Origin of the sequence: Streptomyces sp. HD (genome assembly GCF_028369295.1) — a bacterium.
GTDB lineage: Bacteria > Actinomycetota > Actinomycetes > Streptomycetales > Streptomycetaceae > Streptomyces.
In genome coordinates, this window is sequence record NZ_JAQMYP010000047.1 from 35,847 (window position 1) to 56,882 (window position 21,036).

Genomic DNA, 21,036 nt, shown 5'->3' on the forward strand with positions numbered 1-21,036 from the left:
CGCACGTTGAGTCAGCCGAGCCCTGGTCCGCAGCAGATTCCGGTCGTCGTACTCGCCGGATTCCTCGGCTCCGGCAAGACCACCCTCCTCAACCACCTCCTCCACCGCAGCGGAGGCACCCGTATCGGCGCCATCGTCAACGACTTCGGCGCCATCGAGATCGACGCCATGGCCGTCGCCGGCGCACTCGGCGACTCCACCGTCTCCCTCGGCAACGGCTGTCTGTGCTGCGCGGTCGACGCCAGTGAGCTGGACGTCTACCTGGAGCGGCTCGCCCACCCCGCCACCGGCATCGACGTCATCGTCATCGAGGCCAGCGGGCTCGCCGAGCCGCAGGAGCTCGTGCGCATGGTGCTCGCCAGTGAGCATCAGGGCATCGTGTACGGCGGTCTCGTCGAGGTCGTCGACGCCGCCGAGTTCGCCGACACGCGCGCCAAGCACCCCGAGGTCGACCGGCACCTCGCCCTCGCCGACCTCGTCGTGGTCAACAAGCTCGACCGGGCGGCGGACGGCGAGCGGGTCCTCGGACTGGTCCGCGATCTCGCCGAACGCGCCGCCGTCGTCCCCGCCACCTACGGCCGTATCGACCCCGAGTTCCTCTTCGACTGTCGGCCCAGCGAGGAGCGCATCGGGCAGCTGTCCTTCGACGACCTGCACGAGCACACCGGCGACGGCGCCGACGGAACCGAAGGCGACGACCACCACGGTCATCTGCACACCGCCTACGACAGCCTGTCCTTCGTCTCCGAACCGCCTCTCGACCCGCGCCGGCTGATGGCGTTCCTGGACAGCAGGCCGGAGGGGCTGTACCGGATCAAGGGATACGTCGACTTCGGCCCGTACGACGCCGCGAACCGTTACGCCGTGCACGCCGTCGGGCCCTTCTTGCGCTTCTACCCGGAACCGTGGCCCGGCACCGGCACCGAAGCCGGCACCTGCCTCACCCAGCTCGTCCTCATCGGCTCCGGCATCGACTCCACCGCCCTGGCCAAGGAACTGGAGGCGTGCAAGAGCGACGCCCCACACGCCGACGAGCACGGCATGTGGGGCGTCCTGCGCTACGTACAAGACCCTGACGAGCAGGGCCTCGACGACCTGTCGGCCTAGACCGGCCCGGCCACCACCGACACCGTCTTGGGCAGTGAGACGCCCGAGCCGTCGCGGCGCGGGTCCATGTCCGGGAGCTCGGCCGGGGTGCCGTTCTTCTGCGCGGCGCGAGCCGGAGTGGGGCCCGCCCAGGCCAGGGCCAGACAGTCCTCGCCCTTCAGGAACCGCTGGCAGCGGACGCCGCCGGTGGCGCGGCCCTTGCGGGGGTACTGGTCGAACGGGGTCAGCTTGGCCGTCGTCTGGACGGAGTCGTCCAGCGTGCCGCGCGAGCCCGCGACGGTGAAGACCACCGCGTCGACCGCCGGATCCACCGCGGTGAAGGAGATGACCTTCGCGCCCTCGGTGAGCTTGATGCCCGCCATGCCGCCGGCGGGCCGGCCCTGCGGGCGGACCTGCGCGGCCTGGTAGCGCAGCAGCTGCGCGTCGTCCGTGATGAAGACCAGGTCCTCCTCACCGGTGCGCAGCTCGACCGCGCCGACGATCCGGTCACCCTCCTTGAGGGTGATGACCTCCAATTCCTCCTTGTTGGACGGATAGTCGGGCACCACCCGCTTGACGACGCCCTGTTCCGTGCCGAGGGCCAGGCCAGGGGAGGACTCGTCGAGCGTGGCCAGGCAGACGACGGTCTCGCCGTCCGTCAGCGAGACGAACTCCGACAGCGGTGCGCCGCCCGCGAGGTTGGGTCTCGACGCCGTCTCCGGCAGCTGCGGCAGATCGACGACGTTGATCCGCAGCAGACGGCCCGTGGACGTCACCGCGCCCACCTCGCCGCGGGCCGTGGCCGGCACCGCCGAGACGACCACGTCGTGCTTGGAACGCCTCGCCTCGCCGTCCTCCGCGAACGGGTCGCCGTTCGCCGTACGGGCCAGCAGACCCGTCGAGGACAGCAGCACCCGGCACGGGTCGTCCGCCACCTGCAGCGGTACGGCGGCCACCGGTGAGCCCGCCGTCTCCAGCAGGACCGTGCGCCGCTCGGTGCCGAACTTCTTGGCCACCACGGCCAGTTCGGACGAGACCAGCTTGCGCAGCTCCGCGTCCGAATCCAGGATCCGGGTCAGCTCGGCGATCTCCTCGTTGAGCCGGTCCTTCTCCGTCTCCAGCTCGATGCGGTCGTACTTGGTGAGTCGGCGCAGCGGCGTGTCGAGGATGTACTGGGTCTGGACCTCGGACAGGGAGAAGCGCTCCATCAGGCGCTGCTTGGCCTGTGCGCTGTTGTCGCTGGAGCGGATCAGACGGATGACCTCGTCGATGTCCACCAGCGCGGTGAGCAGGCCCTCGACCAGGTGAAGGCGGTCGCGTCGCTTGCTGCGGCGGAACTCGCTGCGACGCCGTACGACCTCGAAGCGGTGGTCGAGGTAGACCTCCAGGAGCTCCTTGAGACCCAGGGTGAGGGGCTGGCCGTCGACCAGAGCGACGTTGTTGATACCGAAGGACTCCTCCATCGGCGTCAGCTTGTACAGCTGCTCCAGGACCGCCTCCGGCACGAAGCCGTTCTTGATCTCGATGACCAGGCGCAGACCGTGCTCGCGGTCGGTGAGGTCCTTCACGTCGGCGATGCCCTGGAGCTTCTTCGAGCCGACCAGGTCCTTGATCTTGGCGATGACCTTCTCCGGGCCGACCGTGAACGGCAGCTCGGTGACGACCAGACCCTTGCGCCGGGCGGTCACGGTCTCGACCTCGACCGTGGCGCGGATCTTGAAGGTGCCGCGTCCCGTCTCGTAGGCGTCCCGGATGCCGGAGAGGCCGACGATCCGGCCGCCGGTGGGCAGGTCGGGGCCGGGGACGTGCTTCATCAGCGTGTCCAGATCCGCGTTCGGGTGGCGGATCAGATGGCGGGCGGCCGAGATGACCTCGGCGAGGTTGTGCGGCGGCATGTTCGTGGCCATGCCGACGGCGATGCCGGAGGAGCCGTTGACGAGGAGGTTCGGGAAGGCGGCGGGCAGGGCCGAGGGCTCCCGCTCCTGGCCGTCGTAGTTGGCGACGAAGTCGACCGTGTCCTCGTCGATCGACTCGGTCATCAGGCTCGTCGCCGCGGCCTGCCGGCACTCGGTGTACCGCATGGCGGCCGGCGGGTCGTCGTTGCCCAGCGAGCCGAAGTTGCCGTGGCCGTCGACCAGCGGGACGCGCATCGAGAAGGGCTGGGCCATGCGCACCAGGGCGTCGTAGATGGACGCGTCGCCGTGCGGGTGCAACTTACCCATGACCTCGCCGACGACGCGGGCGCACTTCACATAGCCGCGGTCGGGGCGCAGGCCCATCTCGTTCATCTGGTAGACGATGCGGCGATGCACGGGCTTCAAGCCGTCACGGGCGTCCGGCAGGGCGCGGGAGTAGATGACCGAGTAGGCGTACTCAAGGAAGGAGCCCTGCATCTCGTCGACGACGTCGATGTCGAGGATCTTCTCCTCGTACGAGTCGTCGGGCGGCGGGGTCTTCGTGCTGCGGCGGGCCATCGCTGCCGGCTCCTTCTGTCTTCTGGTCGCGCGAGCGTTTGACGGGTCTGACGCGGACCATTGTGGACCGCGGCACTGACAACCACCGACCAGGACCCGTTGTTGGGCTCGCGGCCGGGGTCCGAGAAGTGTCGCCGACGCCCCTGCTCCTGCGCGCGCATCCGATGCAGAGACGCGCACGGATCCATGGCGGCAAGTCCGCGCCGCGCGACCGTTCACTCCCCGGAGTGATCGCAGGGTACCGGCCCGCCGCCGTGGACGAGGGGCGCGGCGGCCGACCGGGCACTCGTCGGGGAGGTCGGAGGCGACGTGCCGGAGCGCCCTCCCGCGCAGCTGCCCCGGTCCACGTTCGCCGTCGTACCGGCACGGCGTTCTGACCGGGAACTTCGCCGACCCTTCGGACGCTGCATACAGTGGCAGGAACTTTAAGCCGAACTGCTCGGCACAACGCAGTGCACGCGACCGGAAGGACACCTTGCCCATGGGTCACACGGCCACACCGGAGGCACAATCCGGCGGCCTCACCGCGACGGAGCACCGCCTGGCCAACGGCCTGCGTGTGGTGCTCTCCGAGGACCACCTCACGCCGGTCGCCGCGGTCTGTCTCTGGTACGACGTCGGCTCCCGCCACGAGGTCAAGGGCCGTACCGGACTCGCCCACCTCTTCGAGCACCTGATGTTCCAGGGCTCCAGCAGCGTGAAGGGCACGGGTCACTTCGAGCTCGTCCAGGGCGCGGGCGGCTCGCCGAACGGCACCACCAGCTTCGAGCGCACCAACTACTTCGAGACCATGCCCGCCCATCAGCTGGAGCTCGCGCTGTGGCTGGAGGCCGACCGGATGGGCAGCCTGCTGGTGGCGCTCGACGAGGAGGGCCTGGAGAACCAGCGGGACGTCGTCAAGAACGAGCGCCGCCAGCGCTACGACAACGTCCCCTACGGCACCGCCTTCGAGAAGCTGACCGCGCTGTCGTACCCGGACGGACACCCGTACCACCACACGCCGATCGGCTCGATGGCCGACCTGGACGCGGCCAGCCTGGAGGACGCGCGCGCGTTCTTCCGCACCTACTACGCGCCGAACAACGCCGTGTTGTCCATCGTCGGCGACATCGACCCGGAGCAGACGCTCGCCTGGGTCGAGAAGTACTTCGGCTCCATCCCGGCCCACGACGGCAAGCCCGAGCCGCGCGACGGCTCGCTGCCCGACATCATCGGTGAGCAGCTGCGCGAGGTCGTCGAGGAGAACGTGCCCGCGCGCGCCATGATGGCCGCCTACCGGCTCCCGCAGGACGGCACGCGCGAGTGCGACGCCGTCGACCTGGCGCTGACCGTCCTCGGCGGCGGCGAGTCCTCCCGCCTCTACAACCGCCTCGTCCGCCGCGACCGTACGGCCGTCGCGGCCGGCTTCGGCCTGCTGCGCCTGGCCGGGGCGCCCTCCCTGGGCTGGCTGGACGTGAAGACCTCCGGCGACGTGGAGGTCCCCGTCATCGAGACGGCCGTCGACGAGGAGCTCGCCCGCTTCGCGCAGGACGGCCCCACCGCCGAGGAGATGGAGCGCGCCCAGGCCCAGCTGGAGCGCGAGTGGCTGGACCGGCTCGGCACGGTCGCGGGCCGCGCAGACGAACTGTGCCGGTTCGCCGTCCTGTTCGGCGACCCCCAGCTCGCCTTCACCGCCGTACAGCGCGTCCTCGACGTCACCGCCGAGGAGGTCCAGGCGATCGCCAAGGCCCGCCTGCGCCCCGACAACCGCGCGGTGCTCGTCTACGAGCCGACCGCAGCCGAGGCCGACGAGACCACCGACGAGAACGAGGAGTCGGCGCAGTGACCGAGCTCGCCAGCATGGACTTCCACCCGCAGCCCCAGGCCGGCGCGGCCCGGCCCTGGGCGTTCCCGGCGCCCGAGCGCGGCAAGCTGGACAACGGCCTGACGGTCCTGAGCTGCCACCGCCCCGGCCAGCAGGTCATCGCCGTCGAGGTGCTCCTGGACACGCCCCTGGACGCCGAGCCGAAGGGCCTGGACGGCATCGCCACGATCATGGCGCGCGCCTTCTCGGAGGGCACCGACAAGCACACCGCCGAAGAGTTCGCCGCCGAGCTAGAGCGCTGCGGTGCCACCCTCGACGCCTACGCCGACCACTCCGGTGTGCGCGTCAGCCTCGAAGTGCCCGTCTCCCGTCTGGCCAAGGCGCTGGGTCTGCTCGCCGACGCCCTCAGGGCGCCCGCGTTCGCGGACGCCGAGGTCGAGCGCCTGGTGCGCAACCGGCTCGACGAGATCCCGCACGAGCTGGCCAACCCCTCGCGCCGTGCCGCCAAGGAGCTCTCCAAGGAGCTGTTCCCGGCTACCTCGCGCATGTCCCGCCCGCGCCAGGGCACCGAGGAGACGGTCGGCAACATCGACTCGGCGGCCGTACGCGCCTTCTACGAGCGGCATGTCCGGCCGGCCACGTCCACCGCGGTGGTCGTCGGCGACCTCACCGGCGTCGACCTCGACGCCCTGCTCGGCGACACCCTGGGCGCCTGGACCGGTTCCCCGGCCGAGCCGCGGCCGGTCCCGCCGGTGACCGCGGACGACACCGGCCGCGTAGTCATCGTGGACCGCCCCGGAGCCGTCCAGACGCAGCTGCTGATCGGCCGGATCGGCCCGGACCGGCACGACCGCGTGTGGCCCGCGCAGGTGCTCGGCACGTACTGCCTCGGCGGCACCCTCACCTCCCGCCTGGACAAAGTCCTGCGCGAGGAGAAGGGCTACACCTACGGCGTGCGCGCCTTCGGGCAGGTCCTGCGCTCCGCCCCGGACGGCACGGGCGCGTCGATGCTCGCCATCAGCGGTTCCGTCGACACCCCGAACACCGGCCCGGCCCTGGACGACCTCTGGAAGGTCCTGCGCGGCGTCGCCGGCGAGGGGCTCACCGACGCCGAGCGGGACTTCGCCGTACAGAACCTCGTCGGGGTGGCGCCGCTGAAGTACGAGACCGCCGCGTCCGTGGCGAACACCCTGGCCGACCAGGTCGAGCAGCACCTGCCCGACGACTACCAGGCGAAGCTGTACCAGCAGTTGGCCGCGACCGGCACCGTCGAGGCCACCGCCGCGGCCGTGAGCGCCTTCCCGGTGGACCGACTGGTGACGATCCTCGTCGGTGACGCCGCCGAGATCCGCGGGCCCGTCGAGGCCCTCGGCATCGGCGAAGTCACCGTCGTGGCGGCCGAATAGAGGACAGGCACGGCGCCGGGCGACGGCACGCGCGCAGGGGCCCTGGTGACTCACCGGTCACCGGGGCCCCTTTATGCCCGAATTAGGGGAGAGGTTGCCTGTCTGGTCTGTGGGATGCGCTACAAAACCCGTGATCCGTTTGGGGATTGAAAGATGTCCCGTTTAGCGTCTTCCGGGCTGTCCGTCAGGCAGTGCGCCGCGCCCGCGGCACCGGACAGCCATCGCCGAGTCCCCGTACGGCGCGAGCCAGGGGAGCCGGGGACCCATCGAAGTCCCTGGGGTGAATCGGACGCCCGCGCGACCGCGAGGGGGCCCGTAGGAGACCTTCCTGCTCCGAACCCGTCAGCTAACCCGGTAGGCGAGAGGGAAGGAAAGGACCAGCCTCTACATGGCGTTCACCTGCGCCACCGGGAAGAACCGCGCCTCCGGGAAGCATCGTCGTCCCGGCCGGTTCGAGCGCACCACCGCCCGCGCGGCGGGCGTCGCCGCTCTCACCGCCACCGGTGTCATAGGCACTCTGGCCGCTCCGGCGCTTGCCGCCGAACCCGCCGCCGAGCAGACCGGCCTCATCCCGGTCATCACCATCGACAACTCGATCGCCGACCAGATCGCCGACCAGGCGGCTGCGCAGGAGGAGGCGGCCCAGGAGGCCGCGGCCCTGAAGAAGGCCGCCGAGGAGGCCGCGCGCAAGAAGGCGGCCGAGAAGGCCAAGCAGGAGCGTGAGGCCAAGGAGCGCGCCGCCCGCGAGGCCGAGCGCAAGCGGCTGCTGTCGTACGTCGCCCCGATAGCCGGCTCGTACATATCCACGGGCTACAAGGCCGGCGGCGCCGTCTGGTCCTCCGGCAGCCACACCGGCGTCGACTTCCACGCCGCCAGCGGCACCTCCGTGCACGCGGTCGCCTCCGGCACCGTCGTGGAGGCCGGCTGGGGCGGGTCGTACGGCAACCAGATCGTGATCAAGATGAACGACGGTACGTACACCCAGTACGGCCATCTATCGTCCATCGGCGTCTCGGTCGGTCAGACCGTCACCCCGGGCCAGCAGATCGGCCTGTCCGGCGCCACCGGCAACGTCACCGGCCCGCACCTGCACTTCGAGGCGCGGACCTCGCCGGAGTACGGCTCCGACATCGACCCCGTCGCGTACCTGCGCTCGCACGGCGTGAACATCTGACACGCACGCCCCTCGAAGCCCCGGCTCCCCGAGCCGGGGCTTTCGGCGTTTCGGAGACGATCGGCTGACCAAAAAATATCCATGGATTCCGGCCCGCCGTCGGAAATTCCGGCCGGTTGCAATAGAGTCACTGAACACACGTCATTCGTCGACGTTTCACGGGGATTAAGGCGGAGGTCGGTCATGCGTATTCCGGCGCATTCGGTGTGCACGGCGATCCGGGACGACATCGTCGCCGGTGTCTACGAGCGTGGCGGCCGGCTCACCGAGGAACTCCTCGCACGCCGGTACGGCGTCTCCCGCGTCCCCGTGCGGGAGGCCCTGCGCACCCTGGAGGCGGAGGGCTTCGTGGTGACCCGGCGGCACGCGGGCGCGTGCGTCGCCGAACCGACCGAGCAGGAGGCCGCCGACCTGCTGGAGATGCGCACGCTCCTGGAGCCGCTCGGCGCCGCCCGGGCCGCCCAGCGGCGCACCGAGGCCCATCTGAAGGTCCTGCGCGGCCTGGTCAGACTGGGGCAGGAGCGGGCCAGGCGGGGGAACAGCGACGACCTGCGCTCCCTGGGCGGCTGGTTCCACGAGACGCTGGCCCAGGCCTCCGGCAGCCCCGCCCTGACCTCCATGCTGACCCAGCTGCGCCACAAGATCGCCTGGATGTACGCCGTGGAGACCCCGGTCGACCCGGTGGAGTCCTGGACCGAGCACGGCGCGATCGTGGACGCGGTGGCGCGCGGCGACGGCGAACGCGCCCGCGCGATCACCACGCTGCACACCGAGCGCGCGACCTCCGTGCACCGGCTGCGGTTCGGCTCCGGCGGTGACCGCGCGGAGCGTGTGAGGAATTCGCAACATCCCGTAAACATGCCGAGCCTGCGGCATTAACACGGGGGCCGTATACAAAGAGGGGATATTCGGTGGCGGGGAATTTCCGCTGCCCTTTTTCGGGTACCCGAAATTCCGTCGGCCGCCGTACGGAAACCCGTCGGCCGCCCGCACGAAAACGACGAAGCCGCGCCCGCCGGAAAGGTGGACGCGGCTTCACCGCTTGCTGCGGAGTCCCGCTCAGGTCATTCAGACCGTCTCGGGCAGCTCCTCAAGGCCCTCGGAGACCAGCTTCGCCAGACGGTCGAGGGCGACGTCCGCACCCTCGGCGTCGGAGGCGAGGACGATCTCCTCGCCGCCCTGGGCGCCCAGACCCAGGACAGCCAGCATGGAAGCCGCGTTGACGGGGTTGCCGTCAGCCTTGGCGATCGTCACCGGGATACCTGCGGCCGTGGCGGCCCGGACGAAGATGGAAGCGGGGCGGGCGTGGAGGCCCTCGGCCCAGCCGACGTTGACGCGGCGCTCAGCCATGTGATGCTGCCCTTCGGTGTTCAGGGTTGTCTAGACCAGTTTCCCACACCCGTGAAGCATGCCGGGAGGGACAAAACGCCCCTCCCGCGGTGACCGTCGGGTCGCGGCCTCGACCCCACGTAACGTCCTCCACAGACTGCCTCGCGCCGTTGTCGTACGCGAGCCGTAACCTGGGCCCCATGCAGAGCGCCTCGGACAGGCACGAGTACCCCGCCCACTGGGAAGCCGACGTGGTGCTGCGCGACGGCGGCACCGCGCGCATCCGCCCCATCACCGTTGATGACGCCGAGCGCCTGGTCAGCTTCTACGAGCAGGTGTCGGACGAGTCGAAGTACTACCGCTTCTTCGCGCCCTACCCGCGACTGTCCGCGAAGGACGTCCACCGCTTCACGCACCACGACTTTGTGGACCGGGTGGGACTCGCGGCCACGGTGGGCGGCGAGTTCATCGCAACCGTACGCTACGACCGGATCGGCGCCGACGGAATGCCCGCGTCGGCACCCGCCGACGAGGCCGAGGTCGCCTTCCTCGTCCAGGACGCCCACCAGGGGCGCGGTGTCGCCTCCGCGCTTCTCGAACACATCGGCGCGGTCGCCCGCGAGCGCGACATCCGCCGGTTCGCCGCCGAGGTGCTGCCCGCCAACACCAAGATGATCAAGGTCTTCACGGACGCCGGGTACACCCAGAAGCGCAGCTTCGAGGACGGCGTCGTGCGCCTGGAGTTCGACCTGGAGCCGACGGACCGCTCACTCGCCGTGCAGTACGCGCGCGAGCAGCGAGCCGAGGCCCGGTCCGTACGGCGGCTGCTGGCACCCGGCTCCGTCGCCGTCATCGGCGTCGGCCGCTCGCCCGGCGGGGTGGGCCGCGGTGTCCTCGGCAACATCAGGGACGCCGGGTTCACGGGGCGGCTGTACGCGGTGAACAAGGCGTTCCCGCAGGACCTCAAGGAGCTCGACGGGGTGCCCGCGCACCGCTCCGTGGGGGAGATCGGGGAGCACGTCGACCTCGCGGTGGTGGCCGTACCGGCCGAGTACGTCCCCGATGTCGTCGCCGAGTGCGGCGAGCACGGCGTGCAGGGGCTGGTCGTCCTCTCCGCCGGGTACGCCGAGAGCGGGCCCGACGGGCGGGAGCGCCAGCGGGCACTCGTACGGCACGCGCGTGCGTACGGCATGCGCATCATCGGGCCGAACGCCTTCGGCGTCATCAACACCTCCGCCGACGTACGGCTGAACGCCTCGCTGGCCCCCGAGATGCCCCGGCCCGGCCGGATCGGGCTGTTCGCGCAGTCGGGGGCGATCGGGATCGCGCTGCTGTCCCGGCTGCACCGCCGTGGCGGCGGGGTGACCGGCGTCACCGGTGTGTCGACCTTCGTGTCGTCCGGCAACCGCGCCGACGTGTCCGGCAACGACGTCCTGCAGTACTGGTACGACGACCCGGACACCGACGTCGTCCTGATGTACCTGGAGTCCATCGGCAACCCGCGCAAGTTCACCCGCCTCGCCCGGCGAACGGCGGCGGCGAAGCCGTTGGTCGTGGTGCAGGGGGCCCGGCACGGCGGTGCGGCACCGCAGGGGCACGCCGTACGGGCCACGCGGCTGCCGCACACCACGGTGTCCGCGCTCTTGCGGCAGGCCGGCGTGATCCGGGTGGACACGATCACCGAGCTGGTGGACGCGGGTCTGCTGCTCGCCCGCCAGCCGCTCCCGGCCGGGCCGCGCGTGGCGATCCTCGGGAACTCCGAGTCGCTGGGGCTGCTGACGTACGACGCCTGTCTGTCGGAGGGCCTGCGGCCGCTGCCGCCCCTGGATCTGACCACCGGGGCGTCGGCGGCGCACTTCCACGCGGCGCTGTCGCGCGCACTGGCCGACGACACCTGCGACGCGGTCGTCGTCACCGCGATCCCGGCGATCGGGGACGCCTCGACCGGGGACGCCGAGCTGGCTCAGGCCCTGAGATCGGCGGCCGAGCGGGTACCGGGGAAGCCGGTGCTGGTGGTGCACGTCGAGCTCGGCGGGCTCGCGGAGGCACTGTCGGCCGCGGCCAGCACCGCACCACAGGCACGTCCCAAGGCGCCCGGCACCGCGACGCGCGCCCACCCGTTCCGCCCCCTGGACTTTCCGGCCGAGACACCGCCCGAGCAGTCGGACACCTCCGACCACACCCCGCGACTCATCCCTGCCTACCCCGCCGCCGAGCGCGCCGTCCGTGCCCTCGCCGAAGCCGTCAAGTACTCCCAGTGGCGGCGCGAGGCGGCCGACCCCGGCCGGGTGCCCGAGTACGAGGACATCGACGAGAAGGGCGCCGCCCGGCTGATCGACGGGCTGCTCGCGCGCGGGCAGGGGCTCACGCTCGGCACCGACGAGACCTGCGACCTGCTCGGCAAGTACGGCATCCAGGTGCACCGCGCCCTGCACGCCCCCACCCCCGACGCGGCGGCCGACGCCGCCCGCATCCTCGGCTACCCCGTCGCCCTCAAGGCCACCGCCCCGCACCTGCGCCACCGCGCCGACCTCGGCGGCGTACGGCTCGATCTCGCGGACGAGGAGCAACTGCGGCGGGCGTACGCCGAGTTGACCGCGCTGTTCGGGAAGCCGGAGGAGCTCAGGCCGGTCGTGCAGAGCATGGCGCCGCGCGGCGTCGACACCGTCGTACGGGCCGTGATCGACCCGGCCGCCGGTGCCGTGCTGTCCTTCGGGCTCGCCGGAGCCGCCTCCCAGCTGCTCGGGGACACGGCGCACCGGCTGATCCCGGTCACCGACCGCGAGGCGACCTCGCTCGTCCGGTCGATCCGGACGGCACCGCTCCTCTTCGGCTGGCGTGGCTCCACCCCCGTCGACACACCTGCCCTGGAGGAACTGCTGCTGCGGGTGTCGCGCCTGGTCGACGACCATCCGGAGGTCGTCGCCGTCACCCTGGAACCGGTCGTCGTCGCCACGCACGGCCTGAGCGTGCTCGGCGCCTCCGTCCGCCTCGCACCGCCGCCCGCCCGTGACGACCTCGGCCCCCGCACCCTCCCCACCTACTGAACCGGCACCGGAACTGTGGCGAAGACCGGCGTGAGCGGTGCCTCGCAGTCAGTGCGCCCCCGTAGGATGGGCATCATGGCCAAGACCAGTACGACGACCCAGGGGCTGCGTGCGGCGATCGAACGCAGCGGCTACTACCCGGCCCTCGTGGCCGAGGCGGTGGAGGCCGCCGTGGGCGGCGAGCCCATCCGGTCGTACCTGGTCCACCAGGAGACGACGTTCGACCAGAACGAGGTGCGGCGGCATGTGACCGTCCTCGTCCTCACCGGCAACCGCTTCATCGTCAGCCACACCGACGAGCAGGCCGCGGACAGCACCTCCCCGACGCCCTACGCCACGACGTCCACCGAGTCGGTCAAGCTCGGCCGGATCTCGTCGGTCGTGCTCAGCAGGGTCGTCGCCAACCCGGAGCAGTACCAGCCGGGCACACTGCCCCGCGAGGTCGTGCTGACCATCGGCTGGGGCGCCGTCTCCCGCATCGACCTGGAGCCCGCCGCCTGCGGCGACCCCAACTGCGAGGCCGACCACGGCTACACGGGCAACTCCACGGCGGACGATCTCAGCCTGCGCGTCAGCGAGGCCGGCGACGGTCCGGAGACGGTGCGTCAGGCGCTCTCCTTCGCTCAGGCGCTCTCCGAGGCGACCGCGGACATCACCCGCTGAGATGATCCAGCCCGCCACCTGGGACTCCCACCCGGAACCTCTCGCCGTCGACTCCGCGCCCCTCCCCGAGTACGGCAGCGGCTCGCTCGCCGATCTGCTGCCCACCCTGGCCGCCGGCATGGCCGTACCCGGCATGACCGCCGCGATCGGAGAGCTCAGCCCCGCCGACCGTAACTGCGTCTTCCTGATCGACGGCCTCGGCTGGGAACAGCTCAGGGCGCACCCCGAGGACGCGCCGTTCATGACGTCGATGCTGAGCAGCTCGCGCGGCGGCACCGGACGCCCGATCACCGCCGGCTACCCGGCGACCACCGCGACCTCCCTCGCCTCGGTCGGCACCGGTCTGCCGCCGGGCGCCCACGGCCTGCCCGGGTACACCGTGCGCAACCCGGAGACCGACGAGCTGATGAACCAGCTGCGCTGGAACCCGTGGACGCCGCCGCGCGCCTGGCAGCCGTATCCCACCGTCTTCGAGCTGGCGCACCGGGCGGGCGTGCACGCCGCCCAGGTGTCGTCGCCCACCTTCGAGAACACCCCGCTGACCAGGGTCGCGCTCAGTGGAGGAACGTTCCTCGGGCGGCTGACCGGCGAGGAGCGCATGGACCTCGCGGCCGAGCAACTGGCCAAGGGCGACCGCTCCTTGGTCTACACGTACTACGCCGAACTCGACGGGGCGGGCCACCGCTTCGGCGTCGACTCGGACACCTGGCGCGGCCAGCTCATGTACGTCGACCGACTCGTCCAGCGCCTCGCCGAGCAGCTCCCGCCGCGCACCGCGCTCTACGTCACCGCCGACCACGGCATGATCGACGTGCTCTTCGACGAAGAGCACCGCATCGACTTCGACGAGGACTGGGAGCTGCGCGCCGGCGTCGCCCTGCTGGGCGGCGAGGGCCGGGCGCGGCACGTCTACGCGGTGCCCGGCGCCGCGAACGACGTCCTGACCTGCTGGCGCGAGGTGCTCGGCGAGCAGTTCTGGGTGGCCTCCCGGGAGGAGGCGATCGCGGCGGGCTGGTTCGGGCCGCGGATCGACGAGCGCGTGTACCTCCGGCTCGGCGACGTGATCGCGGCCGCGCGGGACGACGTCCTGATCATCGCGTCCGAGCGGGAGCCGAAGGAGTCGGTGATGGTCGGCAACCACGGTTCGATGACCCCCGCCGAGCAGTTGGTCCCCTTGCTCGAAGTACGCTCCTGACGCCTGCCCGCCCCGAACCGTCCGTCACCGCACGACCGATCGCTCACCGAAAGGTGCTCAACTCAACATGCCCGAGCTGGTGTTCTTCTCCGGAACGATGGACTGCGGGAAGTCGACGCTGGCTCTCCAGATCGAGCACAACCGTTCGGCGCGTGGTCTGCAGGGCATCATCTTCACCCGGGACGACCGTGCGGGCGAGGGCAAGCTGTCCTCGCGGCTCGGCCTGGTCACCGAGGCGGTGGAGGTCGAGGACGGCACGGACCTGTACACCTACGTCGTCGACCGGCTCTCCCGGGGCGGCCGCGCGGACTACGTCATCGCCGACGAGGCCCAGTTCCTCACCCCGGAGCAGATCGACCAGCTCGCGCGTGTGGTCGACGACCTGGGACTCGACGTCTACGCCTTCGGCATCACGACCGACTTCCGCAGCAAGCTGTTCCCCGGCTCCCAGCGCCTGGTGGAACTCGCCGACCGCGTCGAGGTGCTCCAGGTCGAGGCCCTGTGCTGGTGCGGCGCCCGCGCCACGCACAACGCCCGCACGATAGGCGGCGCGATGGTCGTCGAGGGCGCCCAGGTGGTCGTCGGCGACGTCAACCAGGCGGATGCCGTCGGCTACGAGGTCCTGTGCCGCCGTCACCACCGGCGCCGTATGACGGCCGCCAGCGCACGGGCCGCGGCCCTGTCACCCGACGTCCTGCCGGTGCAGCCGGCCTGAACCGGGGCCCGGCCCTCGGCCGTCGTCAGCGTGGGTTCTCGATGACGGAGAACCGGGCTCCCTCGGGATCCGCCACCGTCGCCACCCGGCCGTGGGCGCTGTCGTGAGCCGGCCGCAGGACATGGCCGCCGAGGCCGACGACCCGGGCCAGCGTCTCGTCCGCGTCGGCGACTTCGAAGTACGTCATCCAGTGCGGCCCCCGGTCACGGGGCAGGGCGTGGCCGACGCCGTGGATGCCGGCCACCGGGCGGCCGTCGATGCGCAGGGTGACGTAGTCGAAGTCCGCGGAGACCTCGGGCTCCTCCTCGTAGGCGAACACGGTCTCGTAGAACTTGGCGACGTTCACGGACTCGAAGGTCAGCAGCTCGTTCCAGGCGGGGGTGCCGGGCACGCCCGTGACGGCCGTGCCGAGGTGGGCCGCCGTCTGCCAGATGCCGAAGACGGCGCCGGCGGGGTCGGAGCAGATCGCCATCCGGCCGGCCTCGCCGGCATCCAGCGGGCCCACCCCGACGGTGCCTCCGCACAGCCGTACCGTCTCCGCGGTCAGGTCCACGTCGTTCGAGGCGAGGTAGGGCGTCCAGGCGATGGGGAGATGGCGGTCGGGCGGCAACTGGCCGATACCGGCCACCTCACGGCCGTCGAGCAGGGCCCGCGCATAGGGGCCGAGTTGCTGGGGGCCGGGCTGGAACTCCCAGCCGAAAAGGGCTCCGTAGAACTCCTCGGTCGCGGCAAGCCCGTGCACCATCAGACTCACCCAGCAGGGTGTGCCGGGCGCGTGCCGGAGGTGCGTCGCGCCGTTCGGGCCGGCCGACCCCCGTGCTTCGGTCATCGTCACTCTCTCCTCGGCCCCTCGTGGTGGCCGTGTCGCTTCCGCCGTCCCCGGCCCCCGTGCCGATGCTCGCACCACCCGTGGCCGCGCGCGCTGCGGGCACGCCGCGCACGACGGCCGGCGCCCGGAGGATGCCCGGTGTGCGATTTACCGCCCGTTTCCGTGCGATTGCCGACGGATGTCGATCGGCTGTACAGCATGTGCCCGATCCCGTACGCCTCGTGATCGGGCCTGTCCGGCGGGCAGAGTATCCGGAGCCGGGCGATGCGGCCACCCCGTGCGCAAGGATGGTGGCCATGAACGCCATCATCTCCGCATCCGAACTCGCGAGCGCGCTGACGGGGGAGAACCCGCCGGTGCTGCTCGACGTCCGCTGGCAGTTGACCCTGGCCAAGACATCTGGTGAGCCCCCGTTCGACGGCCGCAAGGCCTACGAGGCCGGACACATTCCCGGCGCGGTCTACGTCGATCTGGACAGGGAGCTGGCCTCCACGCCCGGTTCGCGCGGGCGTCACCCGCTGCCGGACTTGGCCGGATTCGGCGCGGCGATGCGCCGGTCGGGCGTGTCGTCCGGGACGCCGGTGATCGTGTACGACGGCGGACAGGGCTGGGCGGCGGCCCGCGCGTGGTGGCTGCTGCGCTGGACGGGGCACCCGGAGGTACGGGTCCTCGACGGTGGGCTGCCGACCTGGGAGGGCCCCTTGGAGACATCCGTCCCGACTCCGGCGGCGGGCGATTTCGAGCCGGTGCCGGGGGCGACGGGACTGCTCGACGCCGACGACGCCGCGGCGCTCGCCCGGTCCGGGGTGCTGCTGGACGCACGCGCGGGGGAGCGGTACCGGGGCGAGGTCGAGCCGATCGACCCGGTCGGCGGCCACATCCCGGGTGCCCTGTCCGCGCCCACGAACGACAACGTCGCCGCGGACGGCCGCTTCCTGCCTGCCGAGGAACTCGCGGCGCGCTTCAAGACGCTGGGCGCGTCCGAGGGCACGGACGTCGGCGTGTACTGCGGCTCGGGCGTCTCCGGCGCCCATGAGGTGCTGGCGCTGGCGGTCGCGGGGATCCCGGCGGCGCTGTACGTCGGCTCCTGGTCGGAGTGGTCGTCGGATCCGTCGCGTCCGGTGGCCGTGGGGCCGGACCCGCAGTAGGGCGGGCAGAGCCGGAACGGCATGCATGAGGGCCGCGTCGCAGCCGACGCGGCCCTCATGCTCATTCGGCCGTATCCACAGCCGTACGACCGACTACTCCTGCTTCTTCCTGCGCGTGCCGAACACGATCTCGTCCCAGCTCGGGACGGCGGCTCGGCGGCCCGGGCGGACGCCGTCCGCTTCGGCCTGGCGGTCCGTGGCGCCGATGAGGCGGTCACGGTGGCTGCCGACCGAGCGGGGCATGAGGACGTCCGCGTAGGCGGACCCCGCAGAGGCGGCCGGGGCGGGAGGCTCCTCCGCGGCCGGTTCGGCGGGAGGTTCCTCCGCTTCCGGTTCGGACGGGCGCTCCGGCACCACCAGGTCACCGCGGAAGCTGGGCACCGCCTCCAGCAGGCTGGTCAGCGAGTCCCGTTCCTCCGCGGTCTCCTCGACCGGTTCGGGGGCCGGGGCGGGCAGGCTCGGCCGCGCGGTCTCCAGGGCGCGGTCCATCGAACGCTCGCGCGGAAGCCGGGCGATGCGGGGCACGAACGGGAAGCTGGGCTCCGGCGCGGCGAGGTCGTCGGACTCACCGATCAGCGAGCGCGCCTCGTCGTCGACGGCCTGGACGAGCCGTCGGGGCGGGTCGTAGGTCCAGCTCGCCGAGTGCGGTTCGCCCGCCACCAGGTAGACCAGCAGCACTTCCCAGGTGCCGTCGTCCCGGCGCCACGAGTCCCACTGCACGGAGTCCTTGTCGGCGCCGCGCAGCAGCAGCCGCTCCTGGACGGCCTCACCGAGCTGCGGCCCCGCGGCGTTCTCACCGGGGCGGCGGACGGGGGTCTTGCGGGCCCGCTCGGCCATGAAGGCACGCTCGGCGAGCACGGGGCCCTCGAAGCGCCGTACACGGTCGACGGGGATGCCGGCGAGCTGAGCGACCTCTTCCGCAGTGGCACCAGCGCGTATACGCGCCTGGATGTCACGGGGGCGGAGATGGCTCTCCACCTCGATCTCGATCTGACCGAGGCGCGGCCGGTCGCCGCGCACGGCGGCCCGCAGCCGCTCGTCGATCGGAAGGGTGTACTCCGTTGCGTCGGCAGCCTTGAGCACCAGCCGTGTGCCGTCATTCGAGACGGCCACGACACGCAGTTCGGGCATGGGGACCTCCCGGGTGGTGCCTGCCGACGTCACGTGCGTCGCTGCTTCCGCTAGTCGAGTGTGGCCTGCCCGGGTGCAGCCTGCCACAACCTTGCCGAGTTGCCCGGCGTGTCGGGCGCGGGCCCTGGATCGCCGTTATGGCACGGTTACCTATTCGCAACGCTAAGTGACCAACTCCGTCACCCTGTGCAACTAGCCCCCTCCCGGCGGTCCTTGAAGGTCGCGGACGCCCTGGCGGGAGACCGGACCCAGGGCTCGCAACAGTACTCCATTTGGGCCACGTGCGTGGATTGGCGCGCCGCCCAACTTCTGGCAAGAAGCGTGACCCGGCCGTCCGTTGAGCGGCTCGCCGATCTTGGACGTGGCGTACTTCACGCAATCCGCAGAAACGGAACGAATGGATTCCGCCCTGTTCACCGCGTCGGCTACGCCCCCAACACCCTGCGCAAGTAGTCGTTCTGGAACAGACGGTCGGGATCCAGTCGGTCCCGCAGCGCGGTGAACTCACCGAAGCGCGGATACACCTGGGCGAAGTACTCGGCGTCGCGCGTGTGCACCTTGCCCCAGTGCGGCCGCCCCCCGTGCGCGGTGAGGATCCGCTCGGCCGCGGTGAAGTACCGCTGATATGGCGTGCCCTTGACCATGTGGACGGCGACATAGGCGCTGTCGCGGCCCGACGCGGTGGACAGGGTGATGTCGTCGGCCGGGGCGGTGCGCACCTCGACGGGGAAGCTGATCCGCAGGCCGGAGCGCTCGATCATTCCCCTCAGTTCGCGCAGCGTCTCGACGACGGCCTCGCGCGGAACGGCGTATTCCATCTCCACGAAGCGCACCCGGCGCGGCGATGTGAAGACCTTGTAGGGGATGTCGGTGTAGGTCCGCGAGGACAGTGCCTTGCTGGAGAGCTGAGCGATCGTCGGGATCGTCGCGGGCACCGCGCGGCCGACCCACTGGGCCGCCTGGAAGACGCCGTTGGAGAGGAACTCGTCCTCGAACCAGCCCGCGACCTGACCCACCGGTTTCTCCGGGCCCGCGCTGCGGTTGTTGCGCTTGGTGTTGGTGCTGCCGGTGTGCGGGAACCAGTAGAACTCGAAGTGCTCGTTCTCGGCCCAGAGTTCGTCGAACTCCGCCAGGACCCTGTCGAACGGCATCGGCTCCTCGCGCGCGGAGAGCAGGAAGATCGGCTCTACGGCGAACGTGATCGCGGTGACGATGCCGAGTGCGCCGAGACCGATCCGGGCGGCCGCGAAGACCTCCGGGTTCTCCTTCTCGGAGCAGGTGAGCACCGACCCGTCGGCAGTTACCAGCTCCAACGCCGTGATCTGAGCGGCGATCGAGGCCGAGTCGCGGCCCGTGCCGTGGGTGCCGGTGCTGGTGGCGCCGGAGACCGTCTGCTCCATGATGTCGCCCATGTTCGTGAGCGACAGGCCCTCGCGCGCCAGAGCCATGTTGAGTCTCTTGAGCGGGGTACCGGCCTCGACCGTGACGGTCATGGCATCGCGATCGATGCTGCGGATGCCGGTCAACAGTTGAGGGCGGATCAACACACCGTCGGTCGCGGCTATGGAGGTGAACGAATGCCCACTGCCGACCGCCTTCACCTTCAGGCCGTCCTCAGCGGCCCGGCGTATCGCCGCGGACAGCTCCTCGACCGAGGCCGGAGCGACCTCCCGCGCGGGACGGGCGGCGACGTTGCCGCCCCAGTTACGCCACGTGCCGTTCTTCCCGCTCGCTGTGCTGCTCAACGGTGCCTCCCCGACGCGGAGCCGGCCTGCTGAGCCGGCGGTACCCCAGGAAACCGACCACGACCGCGGCGGCCCCGGACACCGCCGGAACCCCGTACCCGGCGTCCGCGCCGGCCGCGTCGATCACCCAGCCGGCCACGGAGGAGCCGAGCGCGACCCCGACCGCGAGCCCGGTGCTCACCCAGGTCATGCCCTCGGTCAGTTGCGCGCGTGGTACGTGCTCTTCGATCAGGGACATGGTGGTGATCATCGTGGGAGCGACGGCCATGCCCGCAACGAACAGCGCCACGGCCAGAAACGGCAAGTTTCCGACCAGTAGGAGGGGGATCATACTCACGGCCATGGCGCATATGCCCAGCAGCCAACGGCGTTCCGGAGCCCCCTTGAAGCGCAACAGCCCGAAGACGAGGCCCGCCGCGCAGGAGCCCGCCGCGTACAGCGCGAGCACCACGCTCGCGGCGCTCTTGTGCCCCTGCTCGTCCGCGAAGGCCACGGTGACGACGTCGACGGACCCGAAGATCGCTCCGGTCGCCGCGAAGGTGGCCACCAGCACCTGAAGCCCGGGGGCGCGCAGGGCCGAGCTGCCGCCCTGCTTCTCGCGCGGATGCGGCGCCGGCTCGGTGGAGCGCTGAGCGGTCAGCCAGAAGACACCGGCCGCGAGGAAACAGCCGGCGAGCAGCGGCCCGGCCTCCGGGAACCAGGCCGTGGACAGGCCGATCGAGATGATCGGCCCGAAGATGAAGCACACCTCGTCGATCACGGACTCGAAGGAGTACGCGGTGTGCAGCTGAGGCGTCCCCCGGTAGAGCGCGGCCCAGCGGGCGCGGATCATCGCCCCGACGCTCGGGACGCACCCGATGCCGACGCAGGCGACGAACAGCACCCAGTCCGGCCACCCGTAGTGCGCGGCGAACAGCAGCCCGGCCCCCGCGGCCAGCGAGATCAGCGTCGCCGGACGCAGCACCCGCCGCTGCCCGTGCTGGTCGACCAGCCGGGAGACCTGCGGTCCCGCCACGGCCGCGGAGAGCGCGATGGTCGCCGACAGGGCACCGGCGAGGCCGTACCGCCCGGTCAGCTGCGACACCATCGTCACCACGCCGATGCCCATCATGGACAGCGGCATCCGGCCGAGGAGGCCCGCGGCGGAGAAGGCCTTGCTGCCGGGTACGGCGAACAGGGCGAGGTAGGGGCTGGGCACGAGGGTCTCCGGTCGGGCGGGAGTGGCGGAACTGCGGCAGCTCGGGGCAACTCGGGGTGACTCACGGCAGTTCGGGGCCACTCAGTAAGGCG

At 71.3% G+C, this 21,036-nt stretch carries 16 protein-coding genes and 1 riboswitch; of the genes, 10 read left to right on the forward strand and 6 right to left on the reverse strand.

Annotation, left to right across the window (positions count from 1 at the left end; all coding sequences use genetic code 11):
* Positions 1–6 precede the first annotated feature (6 nt).
* Positions 7–1,107 (forward strand): CobW family GTP-binding protein, encoded by a 1,101-nt coding sequence (locus POF73_RS34920; protein WP_272123124.1) that lies wholly within the window; start codon positions 7–9, stop codon positions 1,105–1,107.
* Here POF73_RS34920 and POF73_RS34925 read toward each other — a convergent pair.
* Positions 1,104–3,560: a DNA gyrase/topoisomerase IV subunit A gene (locus tag POF73_RS34925; protein ID WP_272123125.1), complete on the reverse strand. Its 2,457-nt coding sequence runs from the start codon at positions 3,558–3,560 to the stop codon at positions 1,104–1,106. The two genes, POF73_RS34920 and POF73_RS34925, sit on opposite strands and share 4 nt — an antisense overlap.
* A gap of 481 nt (positions 3,561–4,041) precedes the next feature.
* Between POF73_RS34925 and POF73_RS34930 the strand changes: the two genes are divergently transcribed.
* From POF73_RS34930 to POF73_RS34945, 4 genes are all read left to right on the forward strand, one after another.
* On the forward strand, positions 4,042–5,385 hold the full coding sequence (locus tag POF73_RS34930; protein ID WP_272123126.1) for a M16 family metallopeptidase: 1,344 nt from the start codon (positions 4,042–4,044) through the stop codon (positions 5,383–5,385).
* Positions 5,382–6,770 carry a M16 family metallopeptidase gene (locus POF73_RS34935; RefSeq protein ID WP_272123127.1) on the forward strand — a complete coding sequence of 463 codons (1,389 nt, stop codon included), beginning with the start codon at positions 5,382–5,384 and terminating at the stop codon, positions 6,768–6,770. The genes POF73_RS34930 and POF73_RS34935 overlap by 4 nt, the downstream gene beginning before the upstream one ends.
* A gap of 212 nt (positions 6,771–6,982) precedes the next feature.
* Positions 6,983–7,146, forward strand: a riboswitch (cyclic di-AMP (ydaO/yuaA leader).
* A gap of 12 nt (positions 7,147–7,158) precedes the next feature.
* Entirely contained in the window at positions 7,159–7,944 is a 786-nt protein-coding gene (locus POF73_RS34940; RefSeq protein ID WP_272123129.1) for a M23 family metallopeptidase, read from the forward strand.
* Between the two features lie 183 nt (positions 7,945–8,127).
* Positions 8,128–8,823 (forward strand): GntR family transcriptional regulator, encoded by a 696-nt coding sequence (locus POF73_RS34945; RefSeq protein ID WP_272123130.1) that lies wholly within the window; start codon positions 8,128–8,130, stop codon positions 8,821–8,823.
* Between the two features lie 189 nt (positions 8,824–9,012).
* Here POF73_RS34945 and POF73_RS34950 read toward each other — a convergent pair whose 3' ends face one another.
* Positions 9,013–9,294, reverse strand: coding sequence for an HPr family phosphocarrier protein (locus POF73_RS34950; RefSeq protein WP_067441040.1), 282 nt, complete (start codon positions 9,292–9,294; stop codon positions 9,013–9,015).
* Positions 9,295–9,473: 179 nt separating this feature from the next.
* Here POF73_RS34950 and POF73_RS34955 point away from each other — a divergent pair, with 179 nt between their 5' ends.
* The 4 genes from POF73_RS34955 (at position 9,474) to POF73_RS34970 (ending at position 14,893) form a co-directional block, all read left to right on the forward strand.
* Complete coding sequence (locus POF73_RS34955) at positions 9,474–12,320, forward strand: bifunctional acetate--CoA ligase family protein/GNAT family N-acetyltransferase (protein ID WP_272123131.1); 2,847 nt, start codon at positions 9,474–9,476, stop codon at positions 12,318–12,320.
* Positions 12,321–12,395: 75 nt separating this feature from the next.
* Complete coding sequence (locus POF73_RS34960; RefSeq protein ID WP_272123133.1) at positions 12,396–12,983, forward strand: DUF5998 family protein; 588 nt, start codon at positions 12,396–12,398, stop codon at positions 12,981–12,983.
* 1 nt (position 12,984) lies between these two features.
* Positions 12,985–14,178 (forward strand): alkaline phosphatase family protein, encoded by a 1,194-nt coding sequence (locus POF73_RS34965; RefSeq protein ID WP_272123134.1) that lies wholly within the window; start codon positions 12,985–12,987, stop codon positions 14,176–14,178.
* Positions 14,179–14,245: 67 nt separating this feature from the next.
* Positions 14,246–14,893 (forward strand): thymidine kinase, encoded by a 648-nt coding sequence (locus POF73_RS34970; RefSeq protein WP_272123135.1) that lies wholly within the window; start codon positions 14,246–14,248, stop codon positions 14,891–14,893.
* 25 nt (positions 14,894–14,918) lie between these two features.
* Here the strand turns inward: POF73_RS34970 and POF73_RS34975 are convergent, their stop codons facing one another.
* Positions 14,919–15,722, reverse strand: coding sequence for a VOC family protein (locus tag POF73_RS34975; RefSeq protein ID WP_272123136.1), 804 nt, complete (start codon positions 15,720–15,722; stop codon positions 14,919–14,921).
* A 296-nt stretch (positions 15,723–16,018) separates the two neighbouring features.
* Between POF73_RS34975 and POF73_RS34980 the strand changes: the two genes are divergently transcribed.
* A complete protein-coding gene (locus tag POF73_RS34980) occupies positions 16,019–16,870 on the forward strand; it encodes a sulfurtransferase (RefSeq protein WP_272123137.1) in 852 nt (283 codons plus the stop codon).
* Positions 16,871–16,963: 93 nt separating this feature from the next.
* Here the strand turns inward: POF73_RS34980 and sepH are convergent, their stop codons facing one another.
* The 3 genes from sepH to POF73_RS34995 form a co-directional block, all read right to left on the reverse strand.
* Positions 16,964–18,001 (reverse strand): septation protein SepH, encoded by a 1,038-nt coding sequence (sepH, locus tag POF73_RS34985; RefSeq protein WP_272123138.1) that lies wholly within the window; start codon positions 17,999–18,001, stop codon positions 16,964–16,966.
* 425 nt (positions 18,002–18,426) lie between these two features.
* Positions 18,427–19,746: a D-arabinono-1,4-lactone oxidase gene (locus tag POF73_RS34990; protein ID WP_272123139.1), complete on the reverse strand. Its 1,320-nt coding sequence runs from the start codon at positions 19,744–19,746 to the stop codon at positions 18,427–18,429.
* Positions 19,706–20,944, reverse strand: a complete 1,239-nt coding sequence (locus tag POF73_RS34995; protein WP_272123140.1) for an MFS transporter — start codon at positions 20,942–20,944, stop codon at positions 19,706–19,708. Before POF73_RS34995 ends, POF73_RS34990 begins: the two co-directional genes overlap by 41 nt.
* Between the last annotated feature and the right edge of the window lie 92 nt (positions 20,945–21,036).

Bases quoted from the DNA above. Each gene is read 5' to 3' on its own strand.
- POF73_RS34940 (WP_272123129.1), top strand. From the start codon at position 7,159: ATGGCGTTCACCTGCGCCACCGGGAAGAACCGCGCCTCCGGGAAGCAT.
- POF73_RS34950 (WP_067441040.1), bottom strand. From the start codon at position 9,294: ATGGCTGAGCGCCGCGTCAACGTCGGCTGGGCCGAGGGCCTCCACGCC.
- POF73_RS34980 (WP_272123137.1), top strand. From the start codon at position 16,019: ATGAACGCCATCATCTCCGCATCCGAACTCGCGAGCGCGCTGACGGGG.
- POF73_RS34960 (WP_272123133.1), top strand. From the start codon at position 12,396: ATGGCCAAGACCAGTACGACGACCCAGGGGCTGCGTGCGGCGATCGAA.
- sepH (WP_272123138.1), bottom strand. From the start codon at position 18,001: ATGCCCGAACTGCGTGTCGTGGCCGTCTCGAATGACGGCACACGGCTG.
- POF73_RS34955 (WP_272123131.1), top strand. From the start codon at position 9,474: ATGCAGAGCGCCTCGGACAGGCACGAGTACCCCGCCCACTGGGAAGCC.
- POF73_RS34975 (WP_272123136.1), bottom strand. From the start codon at position 15,722: ATGACCGAAGCACGGGGGTCGGCCGGCCCGAACGGCGCGACGCACCTC.
- POF73_RS34965 (WP_272123134.1), top strand. From the start codon at position 12,985: ATGATCCAGCCCGCCACCTGGGACTCCCACCCGGAACCTCTCGCCGTC.
- POF73_RS34945 (WP_272123130.1), top strand. From the start codon at position 8,128: ATGCGTATTCCGGCGCATTCGGTGTGCACGGCGATCCGGGACGACATC.
- POF73_RS34970 (WP_272123135.1), top strand. From the start codon at position 14,246: ATGCCCGAGCTGGTGTTCTTCTCCGGAACGATGGACTGCGGGAAGTCG.
- POF73_RS34925 (WP_272123125.1), bottom strand. From the start codon at position 3,560: ATGGCCCGCCGCAGCACGAAGACCCCGCCGCCCGACGACTCGTACGAG.
- POF73_RS34930 (WP_272123126.1), top strand. From the start codon at position 4,042: ATGGGTCACACGGCCACACCGGAGGCACAATCCGGCGGCCTCACCGCG.